Origin of the sequence: Leptospira meyeri (assembly GCF_004368965.1) — a bacterium.
Classification (GTDB): domain Bacteria; phylum Spirochaetota; class Leptospiria; order Leptospirales; family Leptospiraceae; genus Leptospira_A; species Leptospira_A meyeri.
On the sequence record NZ_SORO01000001.1, the window covers coordinates 1,054,616 to 1,070,000 of the forward strand.

General features: G+C 37.6%; 15 protein-coding genes. 8 read left to right on the plus strand and 7 right to left on the minus strand.

The annotated features are described in order from the left end of the window. The 3 genes from CLV96_RS04950 (at position 1) to CLV96_RS04960 (ending at position 3,865) form a co-directional block, all read left to right on the plus strand. Positions 1–2,481: a SpoIIE family protein phosphatase gene (locus CLV96_RS04950; RefSeq protein WP_004788837.1), complete on the plus strand. Its 2,481-nt coding sequence runs from the start codon at positions 1–3 to the stop codon at positions 2,479–2,481. Then, positions 2,481–3,362, plus strand: coding sequence for a hypothetical protein (locus tag CLV96_RS04955; RefSeq protein ID WP_004789147.1), 882 nt, complete (start codon positions 2,481–2,483; stop codon positions 3,360–3,362). The genes CLV96_RS04950 and CLV96_RS04955 overlap by 1 nt, the downstream gene beginning before the upstream one ends. 89 nt (positions 3,363–3,451) lie before the next feature. Further along, on the plus strand, positions 3,452–3,865 hold the full coding sequence (locus tag CLV96_RS04960; RefSeq protein ID WP_004788995.1) for an ester cyclase: 414 nt from the start codon (positions 3,452–3,454) through the stop codon (positions 3,863–3,865). 278 nt (positions 3,866–4,143) lie between these two features. Here CLV96_RS04960 and leuD read toward each other — a convergent pair whose 3' ends face one another. Then, complete coding sequence (gene leuD, locus CLV96_RS04965) at positions 4,144–4,770, minus strand: 3-isopropylmalate dehydratase small subunit (RefSeq protein WP_004788439.1); 627 nt, start codon at positions 4,768–4,770, stop codon at positions 4,144–4,146. Then, positions 4,767–6,170 carry a 3-isopropylmalate dehydratase large subunit gene (gene leuC / locus CLV96_RS04970; protein ID WP_004788313.1) on the minus strand — a complete coding sequence of 468 codons (1,404 nt, stop codon included), beginning with the start codon at positions 6,168–6,170 and terminating at the stop codon, positions 4,767–4,769. The genes leuD and leuC overlap by 4 nt, the downstream gene beginning before the upstream one ends. A gap of 91 nt (positions 6,171–6,261) precedes the next feature. Between leuC and CLV96_RS04975 the strand changes: the two genes are divergently transcribed. Further along, a complete protein-coding gene (locus CLV96_RS04975; protein WP_004788840.1) occupies positions 6,262–7,152 on the plus strand; it encodes a LysR family transcriptional regulator in 891 nt (296 codons plus the stop codon). A 10-nt stretch (positions 7,153–7,162) separates the two neighbouring features. Here CLV96_RS04975 and CLV96_RS19950 read toward each other — a convergent pair whose 3' ends face one another. The 3 genes from CLV96_RS19950 to CLV96_RS04985 form a co-directional block, all read right to left on the minus strand. After that, a complete protein-coding gene (locus CLV96_RS19950; RefSeq protein ID WP_338092312.1) occupies positions 7,163–7,384 on the minus strand; it encodes a DUF1554 domain-containing protein in 222 nt (73 codons plus the stop codon). Continuing rightward, positions 7,375–7,731 carry a hypothetical protein gene (locus CLV96_RS19955; protein WP_004788470.1) on the minus strand — a complete coding sequence of 119 codons (357 nt, stop codon included), beginning with the start codon at positions 7,729–7,731 and terminating at the stop codon, positions 7,375–7,377. Before CLV96_RS19955 ends, CLV96_RS19950 begins: the two co-directional genes overlap by 10 nt. Positions 7,732–7,861: 130 nt before the next feature. Further along, positions 7,862–9,184 carry an LA_0442/LA_0875 N-terminal domain-containing protein gene (locus CLV96_RS04985; RefSeq protein WP_004788365.1) on the minus strand — a complete coding sequence of 441 codons (1,323 nt, stop codon included), beginning with the start codon at positions 9,182–9,184 and terminating at the stop codon, positions 7,862–7,864. Between the two features lie 525 nt (positions 9,185–9,709). On the opposite strand from CLV96_RS04985, the gene CLV96_RS04995 reads away from it, so the two are divergent. The 4 genes from CLV96_RS04995 (at position 9,710) to CLV96_RS05010 (ending at position 13,798) form a co-directional block, all read left to right on the plus strand. After that, positions 9,710–11,167: an HD-GYP domain-containing protein gene (locus CLV96_RS04995; protein WP_004789180.1), complete on the plus strand. Its 1,458-nt coding sequence runs from the start codon at positions 9,710–9,712 to the stop codon at positions 11,165–11,167. Between the two features lie 126 nt (positions 11,168–11,293). Then, positions 11,294–11,851, plus strand: coding sequence for a hypothetical protein (locus CLV96_RS05000; RefSeq protein WP_004788823.1), 558 nt, complete (start codon positions 11,294–11,296; stop codon positions 11,849–11,851). 114 nt (positions 11,852–11,965) lie between these two features. Then, complete coding sequence (locus CLV96_RS05005; protein WP_004789194.1) at positions 11,966–13,204, plus strand: adenylate/guanylate cyclase domain-containing protein; 1,239 nt, start codon at positions 11,966–11,968, stop codon at positions 13,202–13,204. A gap of 210 nt (positions 13,205–13,414) precedes the next feature. After that, positions 13,415–13,798, plus strand: coding sequence for a TfoX/Sxy family protein (locus tag CLV96_RS05010; RefSeq protein ID WP_040917592.1), 384 nt, complete (start codon positions 13,415–13,417; stop codon positions 13,796–13,798). A gap of 183 nt (positions 13,799–13,981) precedes the next feature. Here CLV96_RS05010 and CLV96_RS05015 read toward each other — a convergent pair whose 3' ends face one another. After that, on the minus strand, positions 13,982–14,380 hold the full coding sequence (locus CLV96_RS05015) for a hypothetical protein (RefSeq protein WP_004788928.1): 399 nt from the start codon (positions 14,378–14,380) through the stop codon (positions 13,982–13,984). Beyond that, positions 14,377–14,841, minus strand: a complete 465-nt coding sequence (locus CLV96_RS05020; RefSeq protein WP_004788344.1) for an ankyrin repeat domain-containing protein — start codon at positions 14,839–14,841, stop codon at positions 14,377–14,379. The genes CLV96_RS05015 and CLV96_RS05020 overlap by 4 nt, the downstream gene beginning before the upstream one ends. Positions 14,842–15,385 lie beyond the last annotated feature (544 nt).

The following is a 15,385-nucleotide window of genomic DNA, read 5'->3' on the forward strand; positions in this document are numbered from 1 at the left end:
ATGGCCCAATTTTTGACCTTTGTTCGTTCTTTATTCCGGTCTCCAGCTAACGTAGAACTTCGCTACCAAAGGTATTACGTCGCAACCAACTCAATTTATGTTTTAGCCGGCCTCATTCACTTTGCTTTTATTTTTTTCTTTAGTGCAGTAGGGGCATTGGAGATGGCACTTTTTAATCTAGGAAGTGTGATTTGGTTTGCTTTTACGATTTGGATCAATCGCAAACAATACTTATTCACTTCTTTGTATTTATGTTTCTCAGAGGTTTTTCTACATGCATTAGCAGCAACGTATTTTTTTGGATGGGGCGCAGGTTACCAATATTATATGATGCTTTTTGCAACGGGAATTTTTCTTCTACCCCCTGGAAAAAACTTTCTCAAATTCGGCAGTATTGTCCTCGGTTGTTTACTCTTTGCTTCCACATATTATTATTCGATGTCCTATCCGCCAATCTACCATTGGACTCCGAATTTTCTTGCCCTCATCAATGTATCCAACATTATCTTCTCCACCCTTTTTCATGCTGGCTTTGCATATTACTTTACTCTTGCAGCAAATATTGCCGAGGACTCCTTAGAGAGAGAAAATAAGGCTCAAACTGCTTTTTTCCAAAACATATCCCATGAATTGAGAACCCCCCTCACATTAATTGCCGGGCCCTCGGAGTCCGCTCTTAAACGATCAGAAGGACTATCTCCTTTAGAAGTAAAGGTCATCGTAAACCAAGCTAGGCGCTTAACTCGTTTAGTGAACCAACTTCTCGATTTACAAAAAATTACTTCAGGTCGAATGGAACTTCGGAAGACTTATCTTCAATTAGGTGACTTTTTAATCCAAGTTTCCGAAAACTTTACAGCCTACGTTAAAAGAAAAAACATTAGATTTGAACTTTCGTTATGTGATGAGGCATTATTTGTTGATGTAGACCCAGAACAAATTGACAAATGTATTTTTAATTACCTTTCCAACTCTATCAAATTTACTGGAGAGGGTGGAACAATCCGATTGGAACTACAACGGAAAGAAAACGAAGCAATCGTATCTGTTCGAGATTCTGGGATTGGAATGGAAGAAAGCCAAATTCGAAGATTGTTTTCTCGATTTGGAATCAGCGAAGCATCGCTCACAAGGGAACAAGAAGGCACTGGTTTAGGCCTTGCCTTAGTAAAGGAATTAGTGGAACTCCATGGAGGGAAAGTTGGCGTAGAAAGCGAAATCGGTATAGGCTCCCACTTCTACTTTACTTTGCCTTTAGCTGAAAGTAAAAAACAAGAAAACCTAACAAACATACAGCGCTACTATCCTACACGACACGAATATATTCCGGAAGAAGTGGCTCATCCATACGAATTTTCAGAAAAAACAAATACAAAAAAGACCATCAAACTATTGGTAGTCGAAGATAATCCCGATTTACGATCTTATTTGGGATCTATTTTAACCAGAGTAGGTTTTCATGTATTAGTTGCTCCAGATGGTTTGGCGGGACTCGAAGCCGTCTTATCAGAATCTCCAGATTTAGTCATTACCGATTTAATGATGCCAAACTTAAGTGGACTTGATCTGATTCGGGAGGTCCGGAAAAAAGAGAACCTTCATTCTCTTCCAATCATTTTACTCACGGCCAAAGCAGACGAAACCACGAGAAAAGAAGTTCATGGAGAAGGAGCAGATTTCTATTTGCCCAAACCATTTTTAGAATCAGAACTTTTGAGTGTGATCAAAAATGCATTACGTTTAAAAGAAAATGAATTTTACCTCAAAGAAGAACTAACCCGTGGCATCCGAATTCAAAAAAAATTGTTACCTGAGTTAGAATATGATAATACCCTGCTATCCACTGAATTAAAGTTCCTTCCGAGTGATGGAATTGCGGGCGATTACTACGCTGTACAATCATTAGGCGATGGTAAAACTTTTTTGCTGTTAGCCGACGTTTCAGGGCATGGTTTTGCAGCCGGAATGATTTCAGCAATGTTACATTTTGTATTCCAACTCCCCCAAACTCAAAAAGATAACCCTGCCGCCTGTTTAGAAAGTTTCAATTCTTATCTATATGGAAACACTGCCGGTCTATTTGTCACTGCCGTAGCGGTAGTTTTGGATTCAAATCAAAACAAGTTTACTTGGTCAAAGGCTGGCCATGAAGATATATACTTAGGAACAAAAGATGGTGTATCGCAAATGTTGGGCAAAGGCAAACCACTGGCGATTCTTCCTGACTGGGAAGGAGCAAATAATGAGGTTCATTATTTGCCTGGGGATAAACTATTTATATTTTCAGATGGTATCTTTGATGTTCGAGCAAAAGACCAAACATTGTTTAGAGATTCTGGATTTATACAATGGATTAAAAATGAGGAGCTCTGGAAAAAAAATTCCTCTCTGGATACTTTACTTTCAATGGCGAAAAAACACCAAAACTCAGAAAAATTTGAAGATGATGTCACCCTTCTCTCAATCGAATTTTTAAGGTAATGATAAACCCTGGTATGGATCTCACTTTATTCTTTTGGAACAATACAATTGCCATTCTAGTCGTAATGTTTGTTTGTTACTTGGCAAGTTTTCGCCAAACCATTCTTTTTATATTTGTGTTGGCCTTTACTTTGTTAGCCTGCATTCAGTTTACATTCTATTCACAACACGATTCAATTAAAATCATGAGTTTTATCAAACTCATGTTGCTTCTCCCCTTTGGTTTGGGAGTTGTGCTCACCTTTGCTATTTTTTCCGAAAACTTAGAGCCAAAATTCCTGCTTTGGTTTTCCCGTTATATCAACTTTGCTGTGGTGGCGAATATCTTTGTTATGGTTTTTTCTCCCGACGGTGGCACCTACCGCGGATCCTTAAGTCGCTTTGTATGTCTCGCTCTCCTCATCTGGTTGCTTCAGGAAATGGAAAAAAAACATTTTCAGACAACGAAATTCGATCATGGATTTTTCATCTTTCGATCCTCACCATTACAATGGGTCTATTGTCACGCTGCTTATCGCATTGCACTTTTATCGCTACCAACCTTTGATAGTCTACACTACATTCTCCTTGAACCTTTGAGTTTAGTGGTTATGTTTGCCCTCTATCGTTTGCACAAAAAAAGTTACCCTCTCCATTATTATTTTGGTTTTTCCGACACACTCGTGACAACAACACTAACAGTACTTATGTGGTATCCAATCACACTCCCCTTCAAATACAATGGGCCCTATGTAATCAAACTACAAGAAAATCAATTGGATAATATTTTCATACCAATCCAGCTTGTAGTAATCGGGTATGCTTTAAGGGCGATATTCAAAAACATTAATAATCCTGCGGATCGCCAATCTCCCGTGAATACAAGCAGGGTTCCTCAGTAGAAACGGAAACCTTTTTTAAAAAAGTAGACCAGATAACGAAGGCATAAATTTTTGATTGCATCCGTTACACAAGTAGAAAAGAATTATTCATGGATGTTTTAGAAAAAAACAAGCACATCGTAAAACGATTCAACGAAGAAGTCATTCAGAATTGTAATGAAGTTACCTTCAGAGAACTAATGCATGTAGACTTCATCAATCGATCAGCACCAGAACATGCAAATGATTCGAATGCAATGTGGAATACTTTTAATTCCGTGTTAAAACCAGCCTTTCCTGACCTAACCGTAGAAATTTTTGATCAAGTTGCCGAAGGAGATAAAGTAACGACTCGCAAGGCCATCACGGGAACTCACAAAGGTGTACTGATGGGAATTGCTCCGACACAACAAAAGATTCGAATCGATGTCATTGACATTGTGCGTTTGCAAGACGGTAAATATATCGAACATTGGGGAATCAATACATTGCAAACAGTTCTAACAGATCTTAGGTCCAAATAAAATCTTCCATACCAAAAGGTGAAAAGTTTTAGAATAAAATCTTAACATTCGGGACAAGGCTTGCATCAAAGCAACCGTTGTGTTAGAGGGGCCCCCTCCCTTACGATGGTGCACAACCTCTTCGGGGCGAGTCCCCAAACATTAGTTTTTTCTTCAAATCCATTTTTTCCAAATTACCATTGTTAGATGAATGGGGCCGGGCTATCCAGGGCTTCGGTCGCAAAGAGCGACCGCATGCGCGCCCTTCCTATCCCTCTCGCAGAAAATTTTGAGATCTATTACCAACGCACTTCCAAAAATGTTTTTTCCATTTTACGTTTCCGTTCAAATTCTAAGATCTCTCTTTCATTTTTTAAGGTGGTATCAATATCATCCCATCCATTCCGGATCCGGTTTACGGAAGCAGAATCCAAATGGAAAAAGAATGTTTGTTCTCCCGCTTGAACCTCTAAATTTTCCAAATTGATCCTAATTTGAGATCCAGGATTTTTAGAAACCCATTCACCTAGAGAATGGATTTCTTCTTCTTTCAAACGAACAAGAGCGATTCCATTCTTCGCCGCATTAATGGAGAAAATATCGGCAAAGGAGGGAGCCAAGATGGCTCTGAATCCAAAATCAGAAAGAGCCCAAGGTGCATGTTCTCGACTGGAGCCACAGCCGAAATTTTTGCAAACGATGAGCACACTCGCATTCTTAAATCCTTCCTGGTTCAAAACAAATTCAGGATTTAGAATCTTTCCTTCTAAATCTAAATACCTCCAATCAAAAAATAAATGTTTTCCAAATCCTTTTTTATCGATGAGTTTCATAAATTGTTTAGGAAGGATTTGGTCCGTATCGATATCTTCTCTCGGGATTGAAACGGCAACTCCCGTATGGATTGTCCAATTGTTTACGCTCATGTCAATTTCCTCACATCTACAAATTTTCCGTTCACTGCTGCGGCAGCAGCCATGGAAGGACTGACTAAATGAGTTCTTCCTCCTCTTCCTTGTCTTCCTTCGAAGTTGCGGTTAGAAGTAGAGGCACATCTTTCGCCCGGCTTTAATATATCGTCATTCATCGCAAGACAAAGAGAACAACCAGGTTCTCTCCATTCGAATCCAGCCTCTTTGAAAATCTGATCCAACCCTTCCAACTCAGCCTGTCGTTTCACTGAACCTGAACCTGGGACGACTAAAGCCTGCACCCTGGGATGGACTTTTTTTCCTTTCGCAACTTCTGCTGCAGATCGTAAGTCTTCTATCCTTGCATTTGTGCAAGAGCCTATGAATACCTTGTCAATTCTGATCTCCGAAATGGGCGTTCCTGGTTTTAGATCCATATACTCCAATGCATTCTCGGCTGTCTCTCGACCACCTTTGTCTTGGAATTCTTTTGGATTTGGAATCACTCCACCTATGGATAAAGACTGAGATGGGTTTGTACCCCACGTAACTTGTGGTTCTATATTAGAAATATCGAATTCAATCATCTCATCAAAAACTGCATCTTGATCCGTGAAAAATGTTTTCCAATATTCGATAGCTTCTAAAAAACTTTTTCCTTTAGGAATTAACTTTCTCTCTTTCAAATAATCAAATGTGATTTGGTCCGGTGCCACAAGACTTGCCCTGGCTCCCGCTTCAATACTCATATTACAAAGAGTCATTCGACCTTCCATTGAAAGAGAACGAATCCATTCTCCTGAATATTCTAAAGTGTATCCCCTTCCCCCAGAGGTACCCATCTTTTTTATGAGTGCAAGAACTACATCTTTTGCGGTGATTCCAAATCCAGGTTTTCCAAGAAATTGAACGGACATTGATTTTGTTTTTGCCTGTTTGAGAGTTTGTGTCGCTAGCACATGTTCTACTTCGCTAGTTCCGATTCCAAACGCCAAAGCACCAAAGGCTCCGTGAGTTGCTGTATGAGAATCTCCACATACAATCACGGATCCAGGAGTTGTGAATCCTAACTCAGGACCGATTACATGCACAATCCCTTGTTCTGGATCTTCCGGACCAAACAAACGGATTCCAAAATCTTTGCAGTTTTTTTCCATTGTATCGATCTGCAACCTAGAGATAGGTCCTGCTGCATCTCTGTTTTTACGATCTCTTGTGGAAACATTATGATCCACAACTCCCATAGTGAGATCCTTTCTTCTTACATCCCTCTTCTTCGTTCTTAATCCTTCGAATGCTTGGGCGGAAGTCACTTCATGTAGAATATGGCGGTCCACATATAAAATGGATTCAGAGTCTGAATTCTCAAAGATCCGATGACTTTCCCAAATTTTGTCATATAGAGTTTGTCCCATATTTCCCTCTTGGTAAATAAGGTATCAAATTAATTGATATAATGCAAATAAATTGGTTTTATAAAATATATAACTAAAAGTTATATGTAGTATGGAATTCAGACAAATTATTTACTTTCTAGAAATCGCAGAATCAGGAACATTCCAAAAGGCAGCATCTCGTTTGGGATTAACACAACCCGCACTCTCGAAACAGATTTTTCTTTTAGAAAAGGAATTAGGAGTCACTGTCTTGGAAAGAGGAGGAAGGTCAGTTCGTCTAACACACGAAGGTGAAAGATTCTTTCAATATTCTGTTCGTATGAAAGAATTATGGGAAGAAATACAAAACGGCTTTTCTAATGAAAAGGAACTAAAAGGAAACTATTCAATTTCGGCTGGCGGGACCGTCTCTGCTTGGATCTTGCCACAAGTCTTAAAGGAAATCTTAAAAAAAAGGCCAGGACTTTTTCTTTCTGTCAGAGAAGGAGATGCTACTGAAACTAAGAACGCCGTATTAAAGGGAGAAGTCGACCTTGGGATTTTGACTGGTCCTATAACAGAACCCAGTTTGAATGTTTTAGAATTTTTATCCGATCATATCTTTCCTTGCGCAGCAAAAGATCATCCGATCTTTCTAAAAAAGAAAATTAAAATCGAGGACTTAAAAAAACAATCCTTTGTATTTTTCCACCCAGGTTCTGCTCTAAGAAAAGCTGTGGAGAAAAAGATCAAATCGTTTTCAAAAGAATTTAGTTCGAATATTGCCATGGAACTACGAAGTGTAGAATCCGTGATCAAATCTTTGGAAGCGGGGCTCGGAATCGGTTTTTTATCCGAATATTCCATGAGTTCAAAACTAAAAAAAATTAACTTCGAAGACTGGAATGCAGAAAGAAAATTTTATCTCTGTTATCGCAAAAAATCAGGACCAGGACTTGCCTACCTCGCAGAGGAAATTTTGAAATCTGCAGAGAAATGGAGATTGGAAAAAATAATCTAAAAAAATAGAATTATTGTTCAACACAGATCAACTGTTGGTTACTCAAATTGCATGCCTCAGGAGTCCAACCTGCCGTAATGTCGGCAACCAGAGTTGAATTACCTTGGCCCATACCTCCCGTAAATGATCCAGAATTACTTCTCCATAAATCACAGGTATTACCAGTATTGGTTGTCCAATTGCCATTCAATCCAGTCCAATACTTTGAATTGGCTGAAAATCTCAATGACAATGCAGAAACGAAGATCCACTCGTCAAAACATTCATAAAGGAAAAACTATTACTGCCATTTTCAACAGATAACAATACAATTCCATTGAGAGAAAGTTTCAATCCTGAACTGATGAACCCAGTTATAGAACCAGAGATGGAATAAGGGATAATCGTTGAAATATAATCCTTACCACAAAAAGGAGAGTTATCCTTTGCAATGATCTTAGAAATTTGAACTTCTTTAAAAGTATCAGAACTTGGATCACATAAATTATTAATTTCAAATTCTTTGCAATTTATAAGCATTAGGTTCAAAAAACAAATTACTGAGAAAAAAATAATAATCCATTGTTTCTTTGTATTCATCTTGATGCCTATTTGAGAAGATTTTTGAATTCACTTAAGTAAGCAATAATTTATTGCCTACTATACTGCTTACTGCCAATGGATCTGTGTTGAATTTGTAGCAAATTATACGCTAAATTGAACTTTTCCTTTAAAAATTAAAACGATAATTTGCACCGACTTGAACGTATGACAATATTGTCTTTGAATCATAGAACATAGGAATTAATATTTGAGGGCCATACACTTTTAGTAAAATTTGCGCCGGATCTGAATTTCCCCCCTCTTCATTTTCTGTTAGATAACCCGACTGCAATTTGTTATTCAAGGTCATGTTGCTCGCTTCCACAAATAAACTGAAATCACCTTTAATCTTCGTTGTGAATTTCACATTCACTTCAGTTCCTGTAGACTTCCATTGATAGTCTAGGCCATAGTGATTGTATCGAAAAGGAGTGGTATCCAATCGAAATTCGTTACTTCGAAACGATGATGGACCCTGCAGATCCAAATGCAAAATCTGTCCTTGCAAGGCAAACCTTTCCAAAAATTTCCACTCGAATCCAATTCCGACACTATACCCTTTGAACGAGTTAGTTGTTTCCCGGTAACTCACTCTGTTGGGATTGATTCCTGTGGAGGTAATCGCTCCGAGACTATCAACTTCTTGGTTGCTCTTTGTCCAAATTCGTTCCAACCCTCCTAAAATTTGTAGGTCTAAAACTGGATGTGGATAGGGAGTGAAACCTATCCTGGAAGAAAGTTTTTGAAACTTTGTATTGCCGTTTCCAAGAAGAACATTGGCAGTTTTTTCAGTAGTGAAAGAAGAACCGCCCCCACTTCCGTAAGCAAGAGTCTGAAATCCCCCAGTGTCTAATTTTCCTTTCGCTTCTGTTCCACGAACCTCAAAGGTGAACCGGTCCCATGCGTAAAACAAACGTGTCGTTGCACTCTGATTTTTACTTTTATAAGGAGTGGATAGTAGCTCAGCTTGGCCACCGCTACTGAATAGGAGACCGGCTATTTGGATGGTTTGAAAGAAAGGACGAAGTTCTGATTGGCTCTCTCCACTTCCAACTCCAAAGGAACCTTCTAAATAATGTCGTTTCGAATGAGAAAGTTGTTCCTCTCTTTTTTTTTGTTTTTCTTCTTTTGTTTTGAGATTCTCTTCTTCCCGTTTTTGTTTTTCTGCCAGTTCTTTTTCTTCTTTGATTTTCTTTTCCTTCTCTGAAATCAAAGCTTCTTTTTTTAACGTTGCGGAGTCCGGCTCTTTCCCATAACTAACTTTCTGAACCGCCGACTTAGGAAACACTTTCGTATTCCCGTTTGCAAGTTTGATGGTCACAGAATCCTTATCTTGGGCTAAAACCGAACCTTCTAATTTTTCTCCTGACTTGAGAAAAATTGTTTCACTACGAAGAGAAAAGTTTGCAAAAAGCAAAGCGGCGAACCATAAGGGAATAATTTTTTTCATAATTTGAACCAATTCAAAACAGGTATCGGAAGATCTTAACACATTGGCATCTATATGCAAATCGATTAAACAATTTTATGTTCGATTATAAAGAAAAAAAATAAGCACATGGAATGATTATTAAAAATTAATAACCCGAGTCACAGGATGGCCTACTTTCATTATTTTTACTTTTAAATCCAACAAAGTTACAAGGTGAAATAAGCATTCAATCAAAAAAGTTCTTGCGATACATTTCACTGATCAAAATCAAACACTCATTTTGTAAAAACTTGACGGGAAGATATGGGATTAATTGTTTCCGAATCCATTAATCCCATAACTCAGATTTTGTTTTTTTTCCTATGTTCTTTAAATTTTGTTTTGAATCATGAAACAACCATCCGTTACTTTTTGCCGATACTTTTTGATAATTATCAGAGGAAGTTTTTAATTCGAAAAATGAAGTCTATTGTTTGTAAAATTCAATTTTTCTCGTCTCATATCACTAGATAATCATACCATACCATAACAGGACTGCAAATTTTGAGCAATATTCCTTTAATTCCCACTGATCAACTTGCTAAATTTGAATTTAACGATGATCTGCTCCGTAATTACCGTAAGAGCAAACAAATTCCACTCGATCTTTTTGATCGGGATGGCAAACTCATCTTGGCAAAAAAAAAGAACGCAACGGAAGAGGATTTTGGTAAACTTTTAAAGATTGAGTTACAAGGAGCCTATTACCTTACATCTGAATCTAAAAATATTCGTGTAATCTCCGGAGATACTGCAGACCCTCGCCAAACAAAACTTTTTGACCCAGACAAAACTACAGAATTTGCCAAACAAACCGAAGCGCTGATTCTTGAGTTAAAAAAAGAAGCATTCAATTCGGATCATGCACTACGTGTTCACAAATCAATCGGAAAAGTTTTAGATGATTTCACTAGCAATCCAGATTTTGAATCTGGATTATTTAATATATTAGAAATTTTGAATCATGCTGGCGTTCCAGTGGAATCAGAGTTGATGACCAAACGAACAATTGTCGCGATGGGTATGAAAGTCCGTACCAAAAAGATAGGTATGGGCGAAGATAACAAACCCAATAAAAAAGACCATCTTACGGTAATGACGGCAAGTTTTCTCGCAGATATTGGTTATTCAAAGTTAGTTCTTCCAGACAAACCTAACTTGACTAAAGAAGAATACAATTCAATCCAACAACATCCAATTATAAGTTACTTAATGACTCTTGCAGCACCAGAAATTACGCAAGAAATTCGTACTCTTGTTTTGAACCACCATAGACCATTTCGAGGTAACTCCATAAATAATAACTTCCCTGACAATAATACAGTTTTTAGAAAGTTGATGCTAATTAGGGATAAGTTTATAAAAGATCCAAGTAAAAAAATGATTGTTGCTGATATTGATGCACAACTTCGAATCCAAGAATCAAATGTAAACTCTGTAAATTTTGAAGAAGATATCGCAATTTTGTCGCTCGCAAGCGAATATGCAAGTTTAACAACAAACCAACCTTGGCGCTCAGCCTTCAATTCAGCAACAGCATTAAAAATGATTGTAAATGATTCGTTTTTTTCATACAGCAATAGAAACATTCGTCACTTATTGGACTATGTCGGCGCCAGTTTAACTAATAATCAAAATATAATTAACATAGGTGATTATGTAATCACTGCATCTATCGATTCCGAAAAACAGGCACATTTTGATATCTGCAAAATTTTAGAAATCGATCGCTTCCAAACCCGCCCAAAGATCCAAAGGATATGCTCCATCAAACCTTTGTTTAAAAAAGGGATTAAGTATCGAATTGCCGATTTTGATATTAACGAAATTCGTATGGACAAACGACGAGCAGTGATTGATCTTGCAGGCCAAACTTCCAGTATCCAAAGGATAATTTACATTATTGATCCAGAAATGAACGCACCTCTTTATGATACAGCCAGAAAGATGGACATTTCTTAACGGAATTGATTGCCTTTTACCTTCAAAACAAACCGACTGCTAATGCTCCCTTACGGTCCCTCTCGCATGTTCACTGAGTATTTACAAAGTGCTTGCGATAAACCACCCTGGCCATGAAATCAGCGAATGCGCCGAAAACTTTGGATTTTCGTATTTATTTTTAGTATTCTCTTTTCATTGGGAGCAGAAGTCATTGCAGGGCTTGGTGGATTTGCAAATGCCTTTTCTTCAATCGAACTCGGATCGAGCTCATTACCAGCGGCTCGAGTGGGAGGACCGTACTTACTGACAATCGTTCTTGTATTCCTCTTTCTCATCGTACTTTCGTTTCTTTCCTTACTCACTATCTCTGGGATTCTCGGACTCATCAAAGGAATATTCCTAGGTTTGACCTTAGGCCTGTTAGTGGACTATATAGTCATCCGAGGAAAAATAGAACCAGGCGATCCCACAATCATTCGCCGCTGGGCAGGTAGGGGCGCCGTATTTATGTTCGTGTTTGTAGTCTGGGTGGGAATTCTAAATCCGTTGCTTTCACAACTGGGTACAAATCCAATCGATGTTTTTAGTGCAAAAGATATTGTTGGGATTTTTTCTACCACAGGCATATTTGTTTGCGCTTTCTTTGCATGTATCGGTGTTGTCCAGTATTACTGGACGCGCAGAAAGAAAAACAAGTTCTAAAATACTTACGTTCCATTCTATGATCTTTGTTTCTTGCCGGGGCGGTATCAAAAAGTTATAGATTCATAAAAAATGAACCGAAATATTTTGATTTTGTTGGACTGGAGATAAAAAATGAAAAAATCAATCGTTGATGAAATTCTAATTTCCAGAGAGATAAAAAACGAGAAAACAGTAGCAGTTGTTAGATTTGTTATTTTTTCAATCGCCTCTTTCCTAGATTATTTATCTTACTTCCAAGTGATCAACTATACGATTGTCACACCAACTTTCATCACCCTCTTGTTAGACACAGTAATTTTGATATTTGCCGGTATCGTCCTTCTATTCTTAAATCATTACCCTCATAAACCATATTTGAAATTTTTTACGATCACTTTAGACTATATGATCGTTGGGCTTATGATTTATTTTGATCCAACAGTTCAGAGAGGCAATGGTGTTATATATTTTATCGCAATGATCAGTGCTATTTTTGTTTACCAATTCAATCTACTCAGACATTCCAAAATAGGCACAATCTATGGTGCTTTTTTAGCGTTTGTTTTCCTTTTCGTGATTTCAATTGGATTAGGCGAAGGTTATCCAATCGATTTTATTCCCATGATGATAGGACTGGGGATGATACTTGCAATTGGTTATGTAACTACAGTTTCAAATATTGATATGGTGAAAGAAGCAAATGCAAAACAAATGATGGAAAGATATCTTCCTTCACAACTAGTCAGCGAGTTCTACAAAAATAAGGCACAACTTGAACCAGGTGGCGAAAATAAGGAAGTTACGATTCTTTTTTCTGACATCCGGTCTTTTACAAAATTTTCAGAAAATCGATCTGCAGAAGAAGTTGTTCAGATTTTAAACGAATATTTGTCCCGCATGACTGATGTCATATTCCGATTCAATGGTACAATTGATAAGTTTATCGGTGATGCTATCATGACCATATTTGGTGCTCCATTCAAACAAGATGATGATGCACTCCGTGCCGTTAAATCCGCTGTTGCAATGATCTATGAATTAGAAAAGTTAAATCAAAATTTGATTCTCCCCAATGAAAAATTACATGTGGGAATCGGTATCCATACAGGAGAAGCAATTGTTGGTAATATTGGTTCAGACAGAAGATTAGATTATACAGTCATTGGTGACAATGTAAACTTAGCTTCAAGGATAGAAGGTTTAACAAAACATTACAATTGTCCTATCTTAATATCGGAGGCAACTTACAAACAAATTGAAGGTAAATATTCAATAGATGATGGTTTTGAAATTCGTGAAATTGATAAAGTCATCGTCAAAGGTAAATCAAAACCAATCACTGTATATGAAGTTGTTTGTTTAGATACTTAAAAAGACAACTTTCGTAAAAAATCAGTATGGTTCTCATGTAGCGATTCCAATATGCCAAACACGATTTTTTATTATCCATTCACTTTTACACAAAGAAATGTATCTGGCATTTTCTATGACGTATACCACAGACACTTTCTCCATGATTTTGATTCCCTTTTTTAAAATAAGTTTACAATTCTAGAAATTGATCCTACATCTTTAAAACATATGGCTATCAATGAGAAATTATTAGATCGGGTTCGAAAGTCTATGGAAGGACAGACGAATGTAGAAGAAAAAAAAATGTTTGGCGGTTTATGTTTTATGGTAAACGGTAAAATGTGTATCTGCATTAGAAATGATGAAATCATGTGCAGAATCGATCCTGAATCTATTGGATCCATTTTATCCAAGAAAAAAGCTCGTCCGATGATCCATAACGGACACCTGATGAAAGGATTTGTTTTCGTTAACGAAGAAGATATAAAAACAAAAAAAGAAATTGAATATTGGATTCAACTATCTCTCGAATACAACAAAAAATCTCCACCTGCTAAGAAAAAAGCCAAGAAAACGACTTTAAAAACCCCTTCTCCCAAAAAAAATAAGTAATTGGTTCTGGATCTGTATAAGTCACATTATTTTTTGCGATTCAATTTTTTGGGAAGGCATTCAATCAAAAAAAATACTGAATCGCATTTGATGATTTCACCTTATCATCGCTATCAATGGATTATCAAGATTCAGCCGATGATATTCCTTCTTCGGCAATTTCGAATGATAGGATCAAATTTCTCAATGCCCTCCTCCTCCGTGACCACCTCCACTGGAACCACCGCTACTCCCTCCTCCACCACCTGATGAAGAATGCCCTCCTCCCGAAGAGGAATGACCGCCACCTCCAGAGCGACTACCTGACCGATTGGAGGAAGTAAAGCGGGATGAGGAAGACTGATTTTTCGAATCACACTTGGAGTGGCAACCCACATAAAGGAGAGGACAGGTAAGATTTACTTGGTTGGTATTTGTAGAGGGACTTTGCAGAGTGATCATATAACAAAGTGATTGGTCAGCATCACACTTTTTCCGACAACTATCAATTGAATGATTGGAAAATGTATTGGAACATCTAACAAACAACAAAAAGAACAAACATGAAATGAAAAAAATCGGTGAAAAATGGAGGGTCTTCATTTAGCCCCTCTCTCCATTAGTAACCTAACAATCTCTTCCCTTTCGGATAAGAGAATTTCTGACAAAGCAGTGTGACCCTCATTCGTGACTAAATTTGGATTTGCGCCTGCATCAAGTAATATCTTAACTATTTTCGGATAACGATTATAAGATGCCATCATTAGGGCAGTATGTCCATTTCTAGTTTTTGCATCTAATTGGACTTTCATGGAAACTAATAGTAATACAATTTCCGTGTGACCTTCTTTAGAAGCAATCATAAGAGGTGTTAGTCTTTCAAATGTGTCTTCAGGAGCATTAATATCGTATCCTAAAGTGATTAGTTGTTTGACTCTTTCCGTATTACCTGTTGCAACCTGGTAATAAAGATTGTGAAATCGATCTTCTGATCTCATTTGAACATTCGCACATTGAATCGTGAATAGGAGCAAACTGAATGCAAGATAAATTGTTCGTTTCATGATTGCATTTTCGCATGACACAACCTCTTGCAAAATAGTGGATTTCCGCAAATGTGGGAAACTACTATCTATCCTATGGTATCATAGAAATATTTTCGTTTATTTCAAATCATACAGAACTATCAGAAAATAATGAATTGCGAATAGGAGTGTGATAGATAGAAAAATAGAATATTGTCGCTTTTACGCTAACTAACTTCCAATCTTGGGCATAGTGTCGCAATGTCCGGGTATGGATTCTATCTTTGTTGACATGATCCTTAAAAAAACTAACAAAGCAATTAGATCCAGCCAGAATTTACATTCTTCATCTTTGGAGGGACTTGCAAATGCGCAGGCTCATGTCATGCGGTGATTTCGGGCGAGCCCCCATTGACTAGATCCATAACAAAAAATGGATTCGAATCAGATAACTTTTTATTAGAAATTTGGGGTCGGGCTATCCAGGGCTTCGGTCGCTTTGCGACCGCTCGCGCGCCCTTTCTATCCCTCTCGCGAAAGAGAATCAGAACTCTGAGGGTCCCAATTTACGTCTCATCCAAAA